14 protein-coding genes and 1 other RNA gene are annotated in these 19,390 nt (G+C 42.8%); 9 read left to right on the plus strand and 6 right to left on the minus strand.

Going from position 1 to position 19,390, the window contains the following annotated elements:
• The first annotated feature begins 386 nt into the window (after window positions 1-386).
• Window positions 387-2,279, plus strand: a complete 1,893-nt coding sequence (locus tag ACTQ9T_RS04615; RefSeq protein WP_440464461.1) for a mechanosensitive ion channel family protein — start codon at window positions 387-389, stop codon at window positions 2,277-2,279.
• Window positions 2,280-2,334: 55 nt separating this feature from the next.
• Here the strand turns inward: ACTQ9T_RS04615 and ACTQ9T_RS04620 are convergent, their stop codons facing one another.
• The 5 genes from ACTQ9T_RS04620 to ACTQ9T_RS04640 all read right to left on the minus strand — a co-directional run bounded on the left by ACTQ9T_RS04620 (window position 2,335) and on the right by ACTQ9T_RS04640 (window position 6,864).
• Complete coding sequence (locus ACTQ9T_RS04620; protein WP_440464206.1) at window positions 2,335-2,967, minus strand: DNA-3-methyladenine glycosylase family protein; 633 nt, start codon at window positions 2,965-2,967, stop codon at window positions 2,335-2,337.
• 280 nt (window positions 2,968-3,247) lie between these two features.
• A complete protein-coding gene (locus ACTQ9T_RS04625) occupies window positions 3,248-3,979 on the minus strand; it encodes a Smr/MutS family protein (RefSeq protein ID WP_010201940.1) in 732 nt (243 codons plus the stop codon).
• Between the two features lie 108 nt (window positions 3,980-4,087).
• Window positions 4,088-4,963 carry an indole-3-glycerol phosphate synthase TrpC gene (trpC, locus tag ACTQ9T_RS04630; protein WP_201593621.1) on the minus strand — a complete coding sequence of 292 codons (876 nt, stop codon included), beginning with the start codon at window positions 4,961-4,963 and terminating at the stop codon, window positions 4,088-4,090.
• Between the two features lie 72 nt (window positions 4,964-5,035).
• Window positions 5,036-6,157 carry an anthranilate phosphoribosyltransferase gene (trpD, locus tag ACTQ9T_RS04635; RefSeq protein WP_440464207.1) on the minus strand — a complete coding sequence of 374 codons (1,122 nt, stop codon included), beginning with the start codon at window positions 6,155-6,157 and terminating at the stop codon, window positions 5,036-5,038.
• 83 nt (window positions 6,158-6,240) lie between these two features.
• Entirely contained in the window at window positions 6,241-6,864 is a 624-nt protein-coding gene (locus ACTQ9T_RS04640) for an anthranilate synthase component II (RefSeq protein WP_440464208.1), read from the minus strand.
• A gap of 767 nt (window positions 6,865-7,631) precedes the next feature.
• Here ACTQ9T_RS04640 and glnA point away from each other — a divergent pair.
• A complete protein-coding gene (gene glnA, locus ACTQ9T_RS04645; RefSeq protein ID WP_010201934.1) occupies window positions 7,632-9,041 on the plus strand; it encodes a type I glutamate--ammonia ligase in 1,410 nt (469 codons plus the stop codon).
• Window positions 9,042-9,244: 203 nt separating this feature from the next.
• Entirely contained in the window at window positions 9,245-10,009 is a 765-nt protein-coding gene (locus tag ACTQ9T_RS04650) for a DUF4124 domain-containing protein (protein ID WP_440464209.1), read from the plus strand.
• Window positions 10,010-10,148: 139 nt separating this feature from the next.
• Here ACTQ9T_RS04650 and ACTQ9T_RS04655 read toward each other — a convergent pair whose 3' ends face one another.
• Window positions 10,149-10,865, minus strand: coding sequence for an SIMPL domain-containing protein (locus tag ACTQ9T_RS04655; RefSeq protein WP_189581806.1), 717 nt, complete (start codon window positions 10,863-10,865; stop codon window positions 10,149-10,151).
• Window positions 10,866-11,211: 346 nt separating this feature from the next.
• On the opposite strand from ACTQ9T_RS04655, the gene ffs reads away from it, so the two are divergent.
• The 6 genes from ffs to ACTQ9T_RS04685 all read left to right on the plus strand — a co-directional run bounded on the left by ffs (window position 11,212) and on the right by ACTQ9T_RS04685 (window position 19,365).
• An RNA gene (gene ffs, locus ACTQ9T_RS04660) (signal recognition particle sRNA small type) lies at window positions 11,212-11,308 on the plus strand.
• A gap of 218 nt (window positions 11,309-11,526) precedes the next feature.
• Entirely contained in the window at window positions 11,527-12,123 is a 597-nt protein-coding gene (locus tag ACTQ9T_RS04665) for a LemA family protein (RefSeq protein WP_440464210.1), read from the plus strand.
• A 40-nt stretch (window positions 12,124-12,163) separates the two neighbouring features.
• Window positions 12,164-14,989 carry a M48 family metalloprotease gene (locus ACTQ9T_RS04670; protein WP_440464211.1) on the plus strand — a complete coding sequence of 942 codons (2,826 nt, stop codon included), beginning with the start codon at window positions 12,164-12,166 and terminating at the stop codon, window positions 14,987-14,989.
• A 132-nt stretch (window positions 14,990-15,121) separates the two neighbouring features.
• Window positions 15,122-15,991: a hypothetical protein gene (locus ACTQ9T_RS04675; protein WP_440464212.1), complete on the plus strand. Its 870-nt coding sequence runs from the start codon at window positions 15,122-15,124 to the stop codon at window positions 15,989-15,991.
• A gap of 160 nt (window positions 15,992-16,151) precedes the next feature.
• Complete coding sequence (gene serC, locus ACTQ9T_RS04680) at window positions 16,152-17,261, plus strand: 3-phosphoserine/phosphohydroxythreonine transaminase (protein ID WP_440464213.1); 1,110 nt, start codon at window positions 16,152-16,154, stop codon at window positions 17,259-17,261.
• Window positions 17,262-17,532: 271 nt separating this feature from the next.
• Entirely contained in the window at window positions 17,533-19,365 is a 1,833-nt protein-coding gene (locus tag ACTQ9T_RS04685; protein WP_440464214.1) for an extracellular solute-binding protein, read from the plus strand.
• Window positions 19,366-19,390 lie beyond the last annotated feature (25 nt).

Consider the following 19,390-nt stretch of genomic DNA (forward strand, 5'->3'; position numbering starts at 1 on the left):
AGGGTTCATTATCTATAAATATGCTCGCTTTATAAACCAGTTTTAGCCAATATTTATTCATGATAAGCTGAGGAATTTTCATGATGGCTGATCATTGAACCATTTTAAAGCGATGCACAGGGTATTTATTGCTTAGCAACTGTGCTCAGTACCAATAATTCCTTATCATTAGAAACATTCTTCGGTAGAAAAATTTGTAATCAAAAACACGACAGTTAGTTATAATTGCTATCATGGCGGCAGGTTGTGTTGATCATTGGCTATTTAGGCAATTTTCTCTTTATACCTATGTCTATCTATAAATTAAGAGGTTTGTTTTGTCTATTGAGCGTCGTATGAATCCTACTAGCTTACTTTTACCCTTAAAAGCATCATTATCAAGAGTCATGGTAGTGGCCACCTTGTTGCTGACTTTATTGTGTAGCCTGATACTGCCGAATGCTGCTTTCGCGGCTGAAGCTGGCGTGTTGGGACTTGGCGGGACTAGTGAGGCGAGCAGTGAGCCGATACCTGATTCCTTTGGGCGAGATACGCCGCGACATACGGTGCAGGGATTCATTAGTGCTTTAAGCGAAAACGATTATTTATTGGCGAGCAATTACCTTAACTTATCAAAGTCTGACAACCCAACTACCGTGGTGCGTCAGTTTAAGCAAGCACTCGATGCCGGTGGGCGTTTTTTACCTGACTTGCAGCTCAATAATACGCTTGAAGGCAATTTAGCCGATCAACTGCCACCCAGCCAAGAAAACGTCGGTGTGATTAATATCGGTGAAAAAAGCGTGCCGTTGTTATTAGAAAGAGTGGTGTCTAATAACAATGATCAGTACTGGCAATTCTCAAGTGATACGCTCAGTTCAGTGCCAGAAGTGATAGAAAACACTGAGCCGACCTTGGTATCTCGCTATACGGTTGATTCACTGGACGGCAAAAAGGTTTTTGGTTATCAATTGGCTGACTTGGTTGCAGCGCTAACCATGATTGTGAGCAGCTTTGTCCTCACTTATATTATGGTTTGGCTGTTATACCATCTATTGAGAATCACTTATCCTCATATACGCGGTGTACCGTTACCATTACCTGATAAAGTAATATTGCCACTTGCTGTCGTTGTTATGGCATTGATATTATCCGAAGTCATGGTCTATGCAGGCGTGTCAGTCACATTACGTGAGCCTATCAATCGGTTTACCGAGGTTGCATCATGGCTCGCGACAACGTGGTTATTACTGCGTGTCATCGATGCGATATTCACGCGTGCTGTCAACTTAAGCTATAAGAAAAACCATACTGAACGTGTCTCTATCTTGGGGCTGCTACGCAAAGTCGTCAAAGCGTTGCTGCTGATCTTTGCCGTGATTGTTATCTTCGGTAATTTGGGTTTTGATTTAACGACTGGTATTGCCGCATTGGGTGTGGGTGGTTTAGCATTGGCACTGGGTGCGCAAAAAACCATTGAAAATCTTGTTGGTAGCGTTGTAGTCGTGGCGGATTCGCCAGTACGTATCGGTGATTATTGTAAATTCGGTACTTATGAAGGCACCGTTATCGATATTGGTATTCGCTCATCACGCGTCCGCACATTGACCCGCACCATTGTCACCGTACCCAATGGCGACTTCTCGTCCATGCAAATCGAGAACTTTACCTCACGCGATATGTTCCGCTTCTTTCATCAGTTGTATCTTAAGCGTACCGCTGATATCGACGTGGTCTTTAAAATGGTCAAGGATTTGGATGAGTTTTTGAATGAGCATTATTTAACCAATAATGAATGGAACCAAGTGAACATTTTAGAGCTGCGCCAAGACTGCTATGTGATTCAATTACAAGCTTATATTAATGCCAACGACGTCATGGAGTTCTATGACAAGCAAAACGTGGTATTCGTGGATGTATTAAACCAAGTCGCAAAATACAAGGTTGAGCATGCTTTGCCAACACAGCAGTTGATTGTCAATCAAGCTGAACTTGAACATCATATGGAAAGCAATACAGTTGAATCGGTAGAAGAAGATACCTCACACAGCAGTAGCAATACGGATGATGGTGAAACGAATGTAAGCTTAGACAATCATGATCACTCTAGTAACAACGGCAGTGTTGATATTGATAAAATCAGCAACAAAGCGAGAGGTGATAACCAGAAATCATCGATGGCAACAGTAAGTAGGGAAGGTGCACTCAAAGCACTGAAACACAAAAGTCGTATGCTAAGAAAAAGTAAGTTTAAGCACACCAAAAGAAAATTTGGTTTTTCTATATGGAACCAGCCTTAAAAATGAGTTTTTTCTATATGGGCAGATATTCTGTATGGAGAGCTATTATAGGGAACTATAAAGGTACGGCAGTTTTATCACGTAGTAAGCCGTAATATGACCATAGAAGCAGGCTGGCGGCGCTACGATGTGGTGACCAGCTTTCGGTCAATCCTTTCAGCTGTTTCGGTGTCGGGCGTGCTGCCAGACCTAATACTGTCATCGCTGCGACTTTAATCGCTAAATCATCGACCGCCAGTATGTCATCGCGTTTTAGAGAAAACAATAAATACATCTCAGCCGTCCAACGGCCAATGCCAGTGACGGCTGTGAGTGTCTTTATAGCCGCTTCATTTTGCATGGTTGTTAAGGTAGCAAAGTCTATATCATGCGCTACTAAGGACCGGACATAGCGCATCTTTTGTCTAGATAAGCCTTGTGCTCGTAACGTTTCGTCCTGCGCTTCAGCAATAGCCTGAGGGTTTGTTAAACCTGCCGCAACCAGCTTTTTCCAAATACTGGCCGCGGCTGCTACTGATAGCTGTTGACCCACCATCGCTCTCATTAGTTGCTCAAACCCACCTGCATTGTGCCTAAGACTGGGCATACCAACTTGCTCATAAATAGGAGCGAATCTTGGTTCGATGGCAATCAAAGCAATGATATGCTCTTCTAATTCTTCAGTGTTTTCAATAGTCTGTAGGCTCATAAATGTCTTATCCTAAGTGAGTACCATGCCGCTGAAGTTGGACGCTGAAAATGATGTATAGTCAAAACACCCTAAAAACGCTACGGCACTATTGATATTAATTTTTTGTAGCCTCTGTCTGCGCAGGCACAGCAAGCAAGAAAAATTGATATCAATAGTGCATGATGTATCGATATTACTTTTCACTGACTATAAATAGTCGTTTTGATAATGAGCTAAACATAAAAAAGACTGCTATTTGCAGTCCCTTTTATTTCTAATACTGAGCTAACGATAAAAATTATTCGCCATCGGTTTTAGGCTTTTTAAGCAGTACTAATACCGCACCGTTTCCGCCATCTTTTGGCGGTGCAGAGCAAAATGCCAGTACTTCTGGCAATTGACGTAGCCAACCGTTGACGCAAGTTTTTAAAATAGCTTCGCTACCTTTACCATGGACTATTTTTACCATGGTTTCATTATTTTGCTTCGCTTGGCTCAATAGTTGAGTCATGGCAGCGCGTGCTTCATCAATGGTGCAACCATGGATATCTACCGCATCATACCAACGCAGCTTGCCCTGTTTGAGCTGGGTAAAAATTTTATTTTGTAGGGTCGGCTGCTTGTAAGACAGATAAGCTTCGCCAGCCACAGGATTGAGTAGCGCCTGCATATCTGATAAGCCAGCGCCTAAATCACTAGCCTCACTACCTTGCGCGGCAGCACGTTTCGAAAGTGTAGCGGCATCAGGTTTACGCGCTTTTGCGGCGTTGGCAGGGGAGCGGACGTTTTTGTCATCGAGCTGATTGACGCCATGCATCGCTTGCATAAACAGAACTTTATCGTCGTCTATATGCTCACTATCCAACTGTTTGACAGTCTTTTTGACTTGCTTTTGGGTGAGTAACGAGACAGGTTCTGTAGGCTTTTGATCTTCACCTTCAGGTGAATCGGTATCACGGCCTTTGCTCAGCTGTCCTTTTAACTCTTTGAGTTGGTCTTGCATTTCTTTTGAAAATAGAGAATTTGACATAAAAGTTAACGTATCGTTGATGGATGAATAAAGGGTTGAACAATCCGTATAGCACACGCATTGTTCAAGCGATCTAGCGTCTATTGAAGCTTGAATGATTGAGTTACTTTACCCGTCTGCTGCGCTGCCCGCAAGTAAGGATTGTAACGCTTGTCCAGGGTGATCGGTTTTCATAAATTGTTCACCGATCAAGAAGTGCTGAATGCCTTGCTCCAGCATTAAACGGATGTCACCGCTGCTATGAATGCCGCTCTCGGTAACGATAAGGGGTTTCTGTGCTGTGCTATCAGCATCGGTAGCCAATGCTTCGAGCAAAATATTTTTTAGGTCAAGCGTGGTTTGTAGATCAACGTCAAAAGTATTCAAATCACGATTATTAATACCATAGATATTATGATCAGAGCGTGGCAATTGTAAGGCGCGCTCAAGCTCGGCCTTGGTATGTACTTCAATCAATACGTCCATGCCCAGTTTGATACTCAAGGCATGGAGCTCTTGTACTTGCTCATCGTCGAGGCAAGCCATAATGAGTAGGATGCAATCTGCACCCATTAGATAGGATTGATATATTTGATACTCATCAATCATAAAATCTTTGCGCAGTATCGGCAGGCTTGAGGTATTAGCTGCTTGAATAAGGTAGCTGTCATCGCCCTGAAAATAATCGCGATCAGTTAGTACTGACAAACAACTTGCACCAGCTTGCTCGTACTGCTGAGCAAATAGCGCGGGTGCGAAGTTATGGTTGATAACGCCTTTAGAGGGAGAGGCTTTTTTAATTTCAGCAATGATACCAATACCGTTCTCTTCAGTACTGATAGCTCGCAATGCCTGAGCAAAACCTCGACGCGGTTTATTATCAGCTGCGACCTTGGCTTGTAAATTTTCAAGAGATAGTACTTCTTGAGCCTTTTTTACTTCTTCTATTTTAGTAGCGACAATGCGCTGTAGCACTGAAGGTATGTCTGAATGGGTTGTGGTCATGCTGGTATCCGAATATCGTTAGATGAAAATAGATAGTGATAGTAGTAAATGCACTATATTAGTGCTTACAAATTAATCCTGAGCCGCTAGCTGCTGTGTGTATTTGGCTAAAGACTCAAGCTTGATTAACGCATCGCCATTTTGAAGGATTTGTTGAGCACGGCTAACACCATTAGGATAGTTGCTGGCAAGCCCTGCGGTGTATATTGCTGCGCCTGCATTTAGGGCAATCATATCGCGGGCTTTGAGTACTGAGCGGTCGTTGGTTTCTGCGCCTGATAAAGCGGCGCGTATTAGCTCAAGGCTTTGCTCTGGTGAGTCTACATCGAGCCCAATCAGCGTCTGTGATTCGATGCCAGCATCTTCTGGCATCATCTCATAAACGGATATCTCACCGTTTTTTAACTCAGCGACAGTGGTAGAGGTGGCAAGGCTGATTTCATCTAAGCCATCTTTGGCACCAACCACCATGACATGACGTGCGCCTAGGTTTTTCATGACTTTGGCGATAGGCTCACACAGTTGAGCGGTAAAGACACCAATGACCAAGTTGGGTGTGCCAGCAGGGTTGGTTAATGGCCCTAAAATATTAAAGATAGTACGCGATTTTAGCTCACGGCGTATAGGATTGGCATAACGCATGGCACTATGGTGATTGGGCGCAAACAAAAAGCCGATGCCTTGGTTTTCGATACAGTCTTTTGCTTGCTCTGGGGTGAGTGACAGACTGATACCTGCCTGCTCAAGTAAATCTGAGCTACCAGATCTAGTAGAGACCCCGCGATTGCCGTGTTTAGCGACTTGTGCTCCCGCAGCTGCCACAACAAAGGCCGATGCCGTCGAGACGTTGAATAAATTCGCGCCATCACCGCCAGTACCAACGATATCGACTAGATGGTCACAATTCCTTGGTTCGATATTCGCCGCCAATGCACGCATGGCGCTGGCTGATGCCGTAATTTCATCGATGGACTCACCTTTCATGCGTAGACCAGTCAAAATAGCGCCCATCATAGCGTCGCTACATCTGCCTTGCATAATAATCAGCATCACTTGATACATCTCATCAAAGGTCAAATCAATGTGCTGAAAAATTCTACCTAAAGCGGTCGTCAGCAGTTGATGTGTTTCTGTATCGGACAGTCTCTCAATACTATCTGGCGTGTGCGTTTCTTCTATTTTCGTCGTACTCATTATGGTCTCGCTTAATTTTATTTTTTATATGGATCTACAAGGGATTTGGAATAGAGTAATCAAAGCAAGTACTTTAGTCAAAACTAACCAACTTGCGGTAGCTTGTCTGAGGCTAGTACAGCCAGATTATGAGTCTGCAAAAAGTTGTTGAGTAGCTGATAACCCGCTTCGCTCAAGATAGATTCAGGATGGAACTGTACACCTTCTATAGCAAGTTTTTTATGACGGATACCCATGATTTCCTCAATGCTGCCATCAATATTTTGTGTCCATGCGGTCAGCTCAAGACACTCGGGTAAACTGATCTTATCAATGACGAGTGAATGGTAACGCGTGACTTGTGAGGGATTAGGTAGGCCTGCAAATACGCCTGTGCCATTGTGGTAAACGGCGGATAAACGTCCGTGCATCACTTCACCTGCTTTGACGACCTGTCCGCCAAATGCCTGCCCAATGGCTTGATGTCCCAAGCAAATACCCAGTATAGGGATAATACCTTTAAAAGTCTCAATGACGGCTAACGAAATACCAGCGCGGGATGGGTCACACGGTCCTGGACCAATGACAATGGCATCGGGAGCTAAGACCTTAATTTGATCGATGGTGATCTGATCGTTACGCCACACAGTGATGTCCTGCTGCAACTCACCGAAGTACTGTACAATATTGTACGTAAAGCTGTCGTAATTATCGATCATTAGAATCATTGTGTTCAACTTATTGATTTTTAGGTGTTTCTATAGTTGAATTTGTCTGCGCTGCCATTGCCTGCACTGCTATGGGTTACTGTCAATGCATGATGCCATACCGCTATAAGAGTGACAGCTGTTGCTGTGGGATGCCGTTATCTTACCATTATTTCGTGCTCTATCAAATATGGCGCATAATGATGGGATTACTAAATAACTCTAGATATTAAATCGCACCAAAAGAAAGCAGTTTATTAATAATCACACTAATTTGGTGCAATGGTAGTGCGGTTCATTGCTCTACATAAGAAGTATTAAAAGATAATCATCTGAATAACAGACTTCATATATGTATATTTTTTTATGATAAGTCATTGTATTTACTATCAGTAATGGTGTTGCTTCAGCTATCAACACCATTCGCTTCTTAGAGAGTTGGCATAGCCCTTGCAGTTATGCTGTTATGATTATTTGTGACCACAAAGAGACAGGTCTAAAAATAATTATTAACAAGTGCCTGAAGAGTTCAGCATTATGAGTTATATATTGCTAGAATAACGTTAGAATTGACTTGGCGTATTTTTAGACCATTGAGATGACTGTTGGTCTGATTGAAAAAACGCTTTAGATGAGTATCTTGACTAATACGCTGAATAGTGCTGATAATAAGCAGAATATCGTATGCATTATTTTAGTATCAAAAGCACATCTAACATTCTTGAACAAGAATACTGCACTCATAATTTTAAATCGCAATCAAGTGATCAACACAACGGAGACTATTCATGTCGAATAAACTATTAGATCTTATCCAATCCTCTAATGCTAAATGGGTTGACTTTCGCTTCACCGATACACGCGGTAAAGAACAGCACATCAGCTTCCCAGCGCATAGCGTTGACGAAGATGTGATGGAAGATGGCAAAATGTTCGATGGCTCATCTATCGCTGGCTGGAAAGGTATTGAAGCGTCAGATATGATCTTGCGTCCTGATCCAGAAACGGCTTTTCTTGACCCGTTCTTTGATGCGGTCACTGTTGTGGTCACTTGTGACATCATCGAACCATCAACGCTACAAGGCTATGATCGTGACCCACGTTCTATCGCTCGCCGCGCTGAAGAGTATTTGAAGTCTACTGGTATTGGTGATACTGCCTACTTCGGTCCTGAGCCTGAATTCTTTGTATTCGATGACGTTAAATGGTCAATCGATATGTCTGGCGTTAGTCATAAAATCACTGCTGAAGAAGCAGCATGGTCGACTGGCGAGACTTACGAGTGGGGCAATATGGCGCATCGTCCGCGCGTTAAAGGCGGCTATTTCCCAGTACCACCAATCGATAGCTCACACGATATGCGTGCTGTTATGTGTGAACGTATCGAAGAAATCGTTGGCGAAGGCACAGTTGAAGTGCATCATCACGAAGTTGCTTCTTGCCAGTCTGAGATTGGTGTGGCATTCAACACCATGGTTCGTAAAGCAGATGAAGTTCAGCAATTGAAATACGTTGTTCATAACGTTGCGCATCAGTTTGGCAAAACAGCTACCTTTATGCCTAAGCCAATCGTTGGTGATAACGGTTCAGGTATGCACGTACATATGTCTATCTCAAAAGACGGTGTAAACACATTCTCAGGTGATGAGTATGCTGGTCTGTCTGAAACAGCCTTATACTTTATTGGTGGTATCATCAAGCACGCTCGTGCATTGAACGCGATTACCAATCCATCAACCAACAGCTATAAGCGTCTAGTACCACATTACGAAGCGCCTATCAAGCTTGCTTATTCAGCGTCTAACCGTTCAGCATCTATTCGTATTCCACATGTGAGCAGTCCAAAAGCAGTACGTGTAGAAGCCCGTTTCCCTGATCCAACGGCTAACCCATATCTAGCGTTTGCTGCATTGTTGATGGCTGGCCTTGACGGTATCCAAAACAAGATGCATCCAGGTGAAGCCGCTGACAAAAACTTGTATGACTTGCCACCAGAAGAAGAAGCACAAATCCCAACAGTTGCAGAAAGCTTAGACGTCGCATTGCAAGCATTGCGTGACGACCATGACTTCTTGTTAAAAGGTGATGTATTCACTGAAGATATGCTAGAAGCGTTCATCGCTTTGAAAGAAGAAGAAGTACAACGTCTGAACGTGACTGTACATCCTGTTGAGTTTGACATGTATTACAGCTGCTAATTTATAGCATAGACTCAATATTGTTTTAATGAATAAAAACCAGTTAAGTAACTCTTAGCTGGTTTTTTTATGTCTGCGGATAAAGCGCACAAGATAAATGAATAACATTTCTCCAAAATCACTACTGATTTCGACTTGAAAGTATCGCATAATGGTTACTGTAAAAGTATATTAATAGTAGACACTAATTAGGTTGACTGACTATGATTTCATCATCAAAACTGAATGTTTCGAAAGGCCATGCGAAGGTAGGGCTATTGACGATCACTGCCATAGCCAGTCTCTGTGCGCCTTTAGCAAATGCTGCACCCATTTATAAAGTGGTCGACGAGCAAACAGGTCAGGTGACCTTCACTGATCGCCCGCAAAGCTATGAGCAGCAGGTGGGTAAACAAGTCAGTCAGACGACAGTGACGACAGGTAATGAAACGAGTGGCTCAAATAATAGCACTAGAGATAATCAGACTGCTACGAATGCCACGCAAACCGCCTCTATACCTGCTACCAACGATGCAACGGTCAAAGCACCAATCAACTATCAACTGGCTATCACTGAGCCCAGCGAAGAACGTGCTTATCGGCGTCCAGCGCAAAGTATTAATGTAGCACTACAAATTAAGCCTGCGCTGCAAGCAGGTGATAGTGTCCGTATTTATTTTGACGGCAACGAAGTCGCTCAAGGTCTAAATGCGACGATTGCTACGATAGATGCGTTGCCAGGCGCTCATACGATAACGGCGGTCATTCAAAGCGTGAAAGGTCAAACGCTGCAGCAAGTCGCGCGCACGGTTTATGTGATTCAAAACAATACAACTTTGCAAAACAATAAGAAGATTGCAAAACAGCTTTTGGCTTATCAGAATTTACCTTGGCATCAAAAAGTGATGTTAAAACTGCGCCAACAGGACGGTAGTCTACAAAAAGTACAGAGCAGTCAATCTATTGCTAACGATGCTTTTACTAAATAATCTGTATAGGTGCTGAATAGAGTAGTAAAGCTCTCTAAGCTATTGGATTTTTGAGAATCTAAAAAGGAGCAGTCACTGTGATAAGTGAATGCTCCTTTGTTTTTGTTCAACCGTCTTACATTGGACGAACTTTGCTCAATTATTTAGTCAGCTCAATGGTACCGTTGGCAGTGACTGATACAGTACTATTACCAGATTCAAAGCTTTGGCTTGGCACTGCCTCGTCTGCCATTCCTGATTTCATGCTCATAGCGCTATACATTGGACGTGGATAGTTGCTACCTGTATTCAGGTTAACATTAACGACGCGGTAGCCACGAGCGTCCCAAGCACGGGTGAGGCTCTTGGCTTGCTGTTGAAAAGCGCGAGAGGCTTCGGTCATTAGCTTTTGCTCTAAAGCATCTTTTTTGGTATCTGAGACACCAAAGTTCAGATTGTCCATAACCAACGTTTCTTGTAAATCAGCAATGAGCTGGCTGGTCGCTGAGAAATCTGTACTCTTCAAATCTATATTTGCCTGACCTGTCCAGCCAATGATTTTGTCGTTTTTGTCATAGCGTGGATAAGTGCGCTGCTGTCCGGTGCTGACAGTGACGCTAGGGTAGCGCTTGGCAATTTTCATAGCGTTATTAATGGATGTATTGAGCGTTGTGGCTAGAGTTTTAGAATCCGCTGCCTGTGCTTTTTTGTACAAGCTGGCTCTTACTTCATCGTTTTGGATCTCTTCTTTTACTTCTGTTTGAAACGTTAGCTGGTCATAGCCTGTTGGCTCTGCATGGGCACTACCCATCATTGCGGTCATGAGACAAACCGTACCAGAAGCCAGTGCTGCTTTATTAAGTAAAGTATTTTTCATTATTATCTCCTAAGTTCATTTTAAGGGTCTTTATATGAGAAGCTGTACCTCTTATTTTCTAAATATTGATATGTGTGCAACTTCATTCACTAAAATAGCAAAATTTCTGTGAGTTGCTGTGAGAATTTTGTGACCTAAGTTGCTGACTTAAATTACAGGGCTAAGTTGCTGACTTAAATTACAGGGCTAAGTTGCTGACTTAAATTACAGGGCTAAGTTGCTGACTTAAATTACAGGGCTAAGTTGCTGACTTAAGTTACAGGGTCATTTTCCGTCTAAAACAAACAGTTTTAAGATAGGGGTTGTAAAATTAAAAAATCCTTGTATAATTTGCACCTGGTGGCTCCATTGGTAGCCTCGCAACATTGTTCTATGAATCCCGCCAGGACCGGAAGGTAGCAACGGTAATAGTTATGATGTGTGCCGAGGATGTGCTTTTGGAGTCGCTTTTTTTTGCCTAAAATTTGATATTAGTTTTGACGAAGTATCAAAGACACTTTTATGATGTATTAAGCCCTTCATTGTAAAGGGCTTTTTTTTGTCCAAAATTTCATTCGATTTCCTGTTTAATTTCTTTAATTTCAAAGCTTCATTGATTAATATAGGTTAAAATACAATGTATTAACTTTTATTAACATTCTAGACACTCTGGGGTTCGATTATGAAGATGTTTGTTTGGCTATTCATTATTATTGTGGTGTTGGCAGTAGTCTTTGGCATCACGATATTTAATAAGCTGGTACGCGCACGTAACCAAGCAAAGAATGGTTTTGCACAGATAGATGTACAGCTTAAACGTCGTCATGATTTGATTCCTAATTTGGTCGAAACAGCCAAGCGTTATTTGAGCCATGAACAAGAAACACTCACTCGCGTCATCAGTGCGCGTAATCATGCTCAAGAGCTACAAGACTCTAATAAGCATCAGCCAGAATCGCTTGATCATATGGCGCTATTTGCAAAAGCAGAAGGTATGTTGTCTAAAGCGTTGAGTCAGTTTTCTGCTGTCGTTGAAGCATACCCTGAGCTAAAAGCCGATAGTATGATCAAGGAATTAATGGACGAGTTAACCAATATGGAAAATCGTATTGGTTTTGCTCGTCAGCATTATAATGATAGCGTGATGTTTTATAATAACGACCGCGAAATATTCCCCAATAACCTCGTCAGTACGACTTTTGGCTTTCGTCCACTCAGTCCTTTAGTGTTCGAAGATAGAGAAGCGATTGCTCAGGCACCGATTGTCAATATGGGCTGAGGTTTAGATAAATTTGGTGAACTTTAGGCAGCCTAAACTGATGGATTTTTTCGGTGAACAGCGGATACGTACGCGGCGCAGTCTATTCCTTTATGGGCTTTTTTTGCTGATTGTACTTGCTCATATGGCGGTAGGACTGGCTGTCATGGGGCTACTATTAACTGTATTTACGGGCGGTATATCTCACTGGGTATTGGTTCTGGTCATTATCTTGATATTAGGTAGTTTCATTGGTGGTAGTTTCTTAGAGTATCGCCGCCTGAGAGCAGGTGGCCGCGCTATTGCTCAGCGAATAGGAGCGGTTAGGCTGTTCATCGATAATAGTCAAGAAGCATGGGAGCACAGCCACGGGGTCGCGCATCAACACGAAACTAAGGAGAAAGTTCGCTATAGTTCACGCCATATAGCCGTGCGTGATGAGCGTGACTTTCCACCAGTCTATCGTCGTTATAGTGAAATTGCCCAGCAGTTGGCGATTGCCTCGGGCTTGAATACACCGATCTTATATGTATTACCTGATGAGCAGGGTATCAATGGCTTCGTTGCTGGTCGTCATAGCCAAGATATGGTGCTGGTCGTTACCCAAGGCGCGCTAGATAAATTGTCTGATGAGGCGTTGTATGGTCTCATTGGTCATGAATATGGTCATATACTGCATGGTGATGCCACCTTCAATCTACAGCTGATGGTGATATTGGCAGGCTTGCAAATACTATATGACTGGAGTGATCCAATTTCCAATCATCGTTCCTTTGATACTGATATCACTTCCCATCATTCTCTATCACAGAGACAAGTTGATAATTTTGCACGCAGTACCGAGGCGCAAACCGCCAGTTTTACCACTCATAGTGAGTGGGTCGTTTACTGGCAGCAGCAACCACAACAAAAGCAGTCCTCAGCCAAGCGTCAGTCGAAATGGGTGCAAAATAGACCTGTGATAGATCGTCAAGCACCGCGTAGTGTTTGGACATTGCTATTACATGGCTTGAGCTTCTCTAGTATGGCAAGCGCTCAGTTGATTAAGCACAGCTTCAACCGCCAGCGTGAGCTACTTGCTGATGCCACTAGCGTGCAATTGACACGTTCGCCGGCGATTGTAGAAACCTTAAAAGCCATCCATCAAGACTCACTTGGCTCGCGTCTATCTGGCATCGCTGATATCAATGGACTCAGCCATTTTTTCTTTGCCAGTAGTGGGGCGGATTTGGGCGATGTGTCATGGTTTGCTACCCATCCAAGCTTGACTGAGCGTATGGGTGCTATTAATGCTGATGCGTATCATCAATTTTCGGTACAAGTCGCTAAAGATAAACAGATAAATCAGCAAAAAATAAAAGAAATATATGAGCAGCGTCGACTCGGGGATGTGGGGAAAGTAAAAACAAATAGCCTAAGCATTAATAAAAAAGACAATGCTAATAAACAATCATCCCACGTAGAACCACTCTCTACTCAAGCCTTGGATAGTAGAGTAGAGAAAGAAGAGAAAGGGCTAGATTTTGTTGTAGCAGAAGATGTAATCATTGATGGACGGTTGCAGGTAAAGTCGCAAGATGCTGGCACTCATCAACTATTAAAACCTTGGCAGGCAAAACCTGATAGCGATTTGCCATTGGCAGCGCTCATTAGCACTGATGATATGCAAAAAATCTCATTGCCACAGTACATTCTTGATCACAGTCATCATCCTTTAGGCGCACAAGCATTGATCGAAGCTGTGATGCTTTGTCATCAGGGTCAAGCTCTAGCTCTAGCAACGACAAGTACTTATGACTTGGTTGACATTTGGTACGAGATTTCTACTAACAAAGCCGATAATAATTGCCAATCGCAAATTCTACCGCATGCCATCGACCATAAATTGATAGAAACCGTGGCGAGTGTTGATCGACGATTGGACAGTGTTCTAATCACGACTGCCATAAAGAACTTGAGTCAGCACGACCTATCAGAAAGCGTGATTGCAGAGCTACGTCTGAAGCATGAGAGCAGCCATAGCAATCAAAGTTACCAGCATTATGTCCAGAAAAAAAAGTGCCGTACGATGTTGTTGCGCTATCAGCAGGGCATATTTGAGTTACTTCAAGGCTGCTTGACGGCTGATTTAAGCCAAAATTTTGCTGATAATATCATCAATGATTCTGCTGATACAGCTAAGTCAGGATTCACTCACTCAGAGAATGCAGTGTCTCAAGTACCATCGATTTTATCGTTATGGCAGGCGCTGCATTTACAGAAACTGTTGCCGATATTGTTTAAAGTTTTGAATGATAAAAGTACAGATAGACAGATTGCATGGCAGCAAACACTGCAGTCTGGCATGGACAGTATCGTTGCTCAGCTTGATCCGTCAGGTCAGGTGTTTGATGGTCTTAGGGCTTCTGATACAACGATGCTTACCTTATTGGCTTATCGCTTATCGAAAGATGTCAAAGGTCAAATGATATCGAGGCTAGATAGCTCGCTATTTGGTTATAATAATGACAGTGTTGCCCACTATATTGTGGATTTGAGACGACATGCGCGCTTGATTGACATCACTTTGAACGAAGTCAGTGATGCAAATTTGCAATGGCTATTATTGACGGCACAAGGTTTGAATAGCGTCCAGCTACTAGCTATCATTGACGCTGTACCTAGCTTTCACAAATCCACCTCTAGGTTGTCCATCACAGATACTCAGATTGAGGATAATTATCGAGAGAAGCAACAGGATAGCAGTCAAATAGATTATAATGAATATCGGCAATGGCTGAGTACATTGCATACGGTGATGTTACACGATACGATAGTCAGTCAAGATGAGCACGATTGCTTGATGCTACTGGCAGAGCATTGGCTAGGCGTTCGGCAGCTTTTCTAATAAATTGAATTGATTGAAGCGCTATGCCTATTCGGCTGACAAAGAGCGAGATGTTTGAAACTCTTTTTTAACGTTGTTTTCAGCATTAAAAATCTGTAAACCCATTTAAGATAAGTAGGATAGTAGAGTCGAATGAGTGATATCCAAGACCCGCTAATTGTATTGCAACATCGTATGCAGCAGCGTCAAATTTTAGCAATGATGGGTATCAATCAATGGGTACAGCCAAGCTCAGCTACTATTAATATGGCAGATATCTCTGTGCCTATTATTCCTGATCCTACAGATGATACTAGCACTCAAGATAATACTAGCACTCAGGCTGTGCCATCTGATATAAACATCGAACAACCAAGTATAGAACAGCAAGGTAATGCTGCTGCGAACGTTGATATGTCGAATATAGCGTTTGCTGATTCTGTATCAGCGCTCGTAGATGATGAGCCTATTAGTCACTATTATCATGATGCTAATGATATAGGATTAGCACAACCTGACGCACAAAGCCCCGTCACCTATAGTTTTGACACGAGTGTTCCTGACGTACCTGTTAAGTCTCTCGTAGACGAAATAACTCAGCAAACTACTGCCGCTATCGGGCAAAGTCCTATTGCTCATATAAATAGTGATGATAGCTTTAAAAAAGTCACCCCATTTGATTTGCAAGGTGGTCGCTATGGCGATTGGGTGATTTTGGTTGATATCCAAGCACTTAATAATGACAGTCAAAAGCTATGGAAAAATATCACTCAATCGCTATCAATCACTTGTGAGACCACCTCTTTTCCTATCTGTGAAGGTATGGATACTGCTGAGCTTGCCAATGCCAGTCTTGCTGGATATGTCTTTAAGATTGGTCGTAGCGAGGAGATAAAAGTGGCAGCATTAACTGCATTGCCTGAAGGGCTTGAGCATCCTCACTTTACGACTGTGCCCACGTTAGAGGAAATGCTTGCTGATAGCAGCTTAAAGCGGCAGCTTTGGGAGAAATTGTCTGCTTAAGCTATCTGCCTAATTGCCCATTGGTATTTTGGCAAGTTATTTGTATAAATAAAAACATTAGCAAATAAAGACAACTAAAATTACTTTTAAAATAATTTTGATCGATAGCTTTTACGCTCCAACAAACAACGATGATTTCATCATATTTAGGATAATGATTATGACTACCCAAGCTGCTCCTAACCGTGTACCTAATTTTTCAGCGGGACCTGCTACGATACCAACTGCCGTATTATCACGCGCTCAAGAAGAGTTGCTCGATTGGCAAGGACGTGGACTGTCGGTCATGGAAGTAAGTCATCGCAGTAAAGAGTATCTGGCGATTACTGAAAAAGCTGAGTCTAAATTGCGTTCGTTGATGGACATTCCAGATAATTATAAGGTGCTATTTTTACAAGGCGGCGCTAGCTTACAATTTTCAGCGATTCCACTAAACCTATTAAACGGCGGGCGCGCAGATTATTTAACGACAGGTGCTTGGTCAGGTAAAGCAGTCAAAGAAGCAGCGCGCTATGCCAAACTAGGTCTTGGCGAGACTAATGTGGTTGCAACAGGCAAAGAAAGCAACTTTACCGATGTACCTGATCAAAGCGATTGGAATCTGAGTGAAGATGCAGCTTACTTCCATTACTGCGCCAATGAAACGATTCATGGCTTGCAGATATTTGAGCCACCAACCGTTGATGCACCAATTATCGTTGATATGTCTTCTTGCATTTTGTCACAGCCAATTGATGTCTCAAAATTTGGGATGATTTACGCGGGCGCGCAAAAAAATATCGGTCCAGCAGGACTTGTCATTGTGATTATCCGTGAGGATTTACTAGGGCAGGCAAGTGAGTGGTGTCCGCTGCTAATGAACTATGAGCATCAAGCTGACAAAGAGTCTATGTCAAACACGCCAGCGACGTATTCTTGGTACTTGGCGGGATTGGTATTTGAGTGGTTGGAAGAGCAGGGTGGCGTTGCTGCTATCGGCAAAATTAATCAGCAAAAAGCAGACCTGCTCTACAAAACGATTGATGACAGCAGTTTTTATAACAACCCAGTTGCGCCTAAGTATCGCTCTATCATGAATGTGCCGTTTACTTTAGCAGACAGTAGCCTTGATAAAGTATTCTTAGAAGAGTCAGAAAAAGCAGGCTTACTGCATCTAAAAGGTCATCGTGATGTCGGCGGTATGCGTGCCAGTATCTACAATGCTGTACCGCTTGAGTGGGTACAGAAACTGGTCGACTTTATGATTGCGTTTGAAAAGAAACACGCTTAAGTCAGTACGGGTTTGAGAAAAAAGACGCAACTTTATGAGCTGCGTCTTTTTTTATGAGAATTATTATTGTTTTAGGGCAGATGATGCGCTATACCTAACACTGCAAACTATTAGGTTAAAAAACCTAAGTTTGTTATGATAAAATTTTCAGCTGTTGTAATAGCTTATGTTTTTGTTTGCTTCTCATTTAAGCTGCGATGAGTTTTCATTCATTAGGTAAATTCTCTATACATCCATTTGGTTTAGCAGAGGGGTTTGTTATAACTTTATTATGATAAAAAATACCATGCTAAAAACCGTTTTGTTAGTGGCAATGGCGAGTTGGATACCAGCCAGTATGGCGACACCAATTACCATTACTGCGCTTGCACATAACAGCACTGCTGAATATGTCAATGCGCCTTATATGCCTTATGCCAATCCAAACGCGCCGACAGGGGGTACGCTCTCACTTGATACGCGTGGCACTTTTAATGCTGCCAATAAATGGATGACCACGGGCGTGGCGATGATTGGTACCGATTACCTATATGATACTTTGATGACGGGCTCACTAAATGAAGCTTTTACGATGTATCCGCAGTTGGCAAGCAAGGTAACGTATGATCCTGATGACACCAGTTGGATTGTATATCATCTCAATCCTGCCGCCCGCTTTTGGGATGGATCGCCAGTGACCAGTCGCGATGTCAAAGCGACTTATGAGGCAATATTGAACAAAGGCCCGATGTATATTCGCAGTTATCTAAGTGATATCAAAGACATTCAAGTCATTGATGATCAGCAAGTCAAATTTGTCTTTGCTTCTACTGAAAACAAAGAAATCTTACTAACAGTTGGACAGTTTCCTATCTTTTCAAAGTCGTCTATCGATGCTGATTTTGAAAAGATAAGCTTAACGCCATTGATGGGTAGTGGGCCTTATAAGCTAGGTCGGGTCGATGCAGGGCGTTCGGTGAGCTATGTACGTGATCCCAATTATTGGGGACGTGATCTGATGGTCAACCGTGGTCGTTATAACTTTGATATGATTAAGTTTGTCTATTATCAAAGCGATGAGATTGCTTTTGAGGGTTTCAAGTCTGGTCAATATCGCTTCCGCCCTGAGAACAAAGCCTCTAATTGGGCAACGGGTTATAATTTTCCAGCAGTAAAAGCGGGTCTTATTAATAAAGAAACGATCACCAGTCAAAACCCAGTACCGATGCAAGCCTTGGTCATGAATATGCGCCGCCCAATCTTTCAGGACATTAGAGTTCGTCAAGCACTGACCGCCGCTTATGACTTTGAATGGATGAATAAGACCTTATTTCATGGGCAGTATGAGCGCTTGCAGAGCTTTTTTCATGGCTCAGAGCTGGCGGCAACGGGTACGCCGTCTAGCCAAGAAATGCAGGTATTAACGCCTTTATTGTCTAAGCTTGAGCCGATTCAACGTAAAGCCGTATTAGCAGAATGGCAACTGCCCACCAGTGATGGTAACGGCTTTAATCGTGAAGGGTTACTAAAAGCGCGGCAACTTTTGTTAGATGCAGGGTTTTATTATAACGATATGAAGTTATATCAGCCTAATGGATCGCTTGCTCAGATTGAAATTTTGATGACAGGCGAGACCATGGGCCGTGTATTGCTGCCTTATATTCGTAATCTAAAACGTCTGGGATTTGATGCGACTTTGCGCCAAGTCGATGGGCCACAATATTATGAGCGTATGCGACGTTTCGATTATGATATGGTTGTCGATGTATTTGCCCAAAGTCTGTCTCCTGGTGCTGAGCAAGCAGCATTTTGGGGCAGCGCTGCTGCCGATGAGCCTGGCAATCATAATACGATTGGTATAAAAAACGCCGCTATCGACGAAGTGGTAGCAGCGCTGGGTGGCGCTGAAAATCGTGAAGAGATTGTGTTGTATACTCAGGTACTTGATCGCTTGCTACGCGCAGGACATTATTTAGTGCCGCTATATGGTAAATCTGGCACCAATGTCGCCTATTGGGATCAATATCGTCATACTAAAAAACTGCCAACCAATGCCGTCGGTATTGACTACTGGTGGGTTGATAAAGAAGCAGAAGCACGCGTCAATCAGTACTTAAAACAATAAATGATATGACGCTTAGGGTCTGTTG

Origin of the sequence: Psychrobacter sp. ASPA161_6, assembly GCF_051970285.1 — a bacterium.
In the GTDB taxonomy this organism is placed as follows: Bacteria; Pseudomonadota; Gammaproteobacteria; order Pseudomonadales; family Moraxellaceae; genus Psychrobacter; species Psychrobacter glaciei.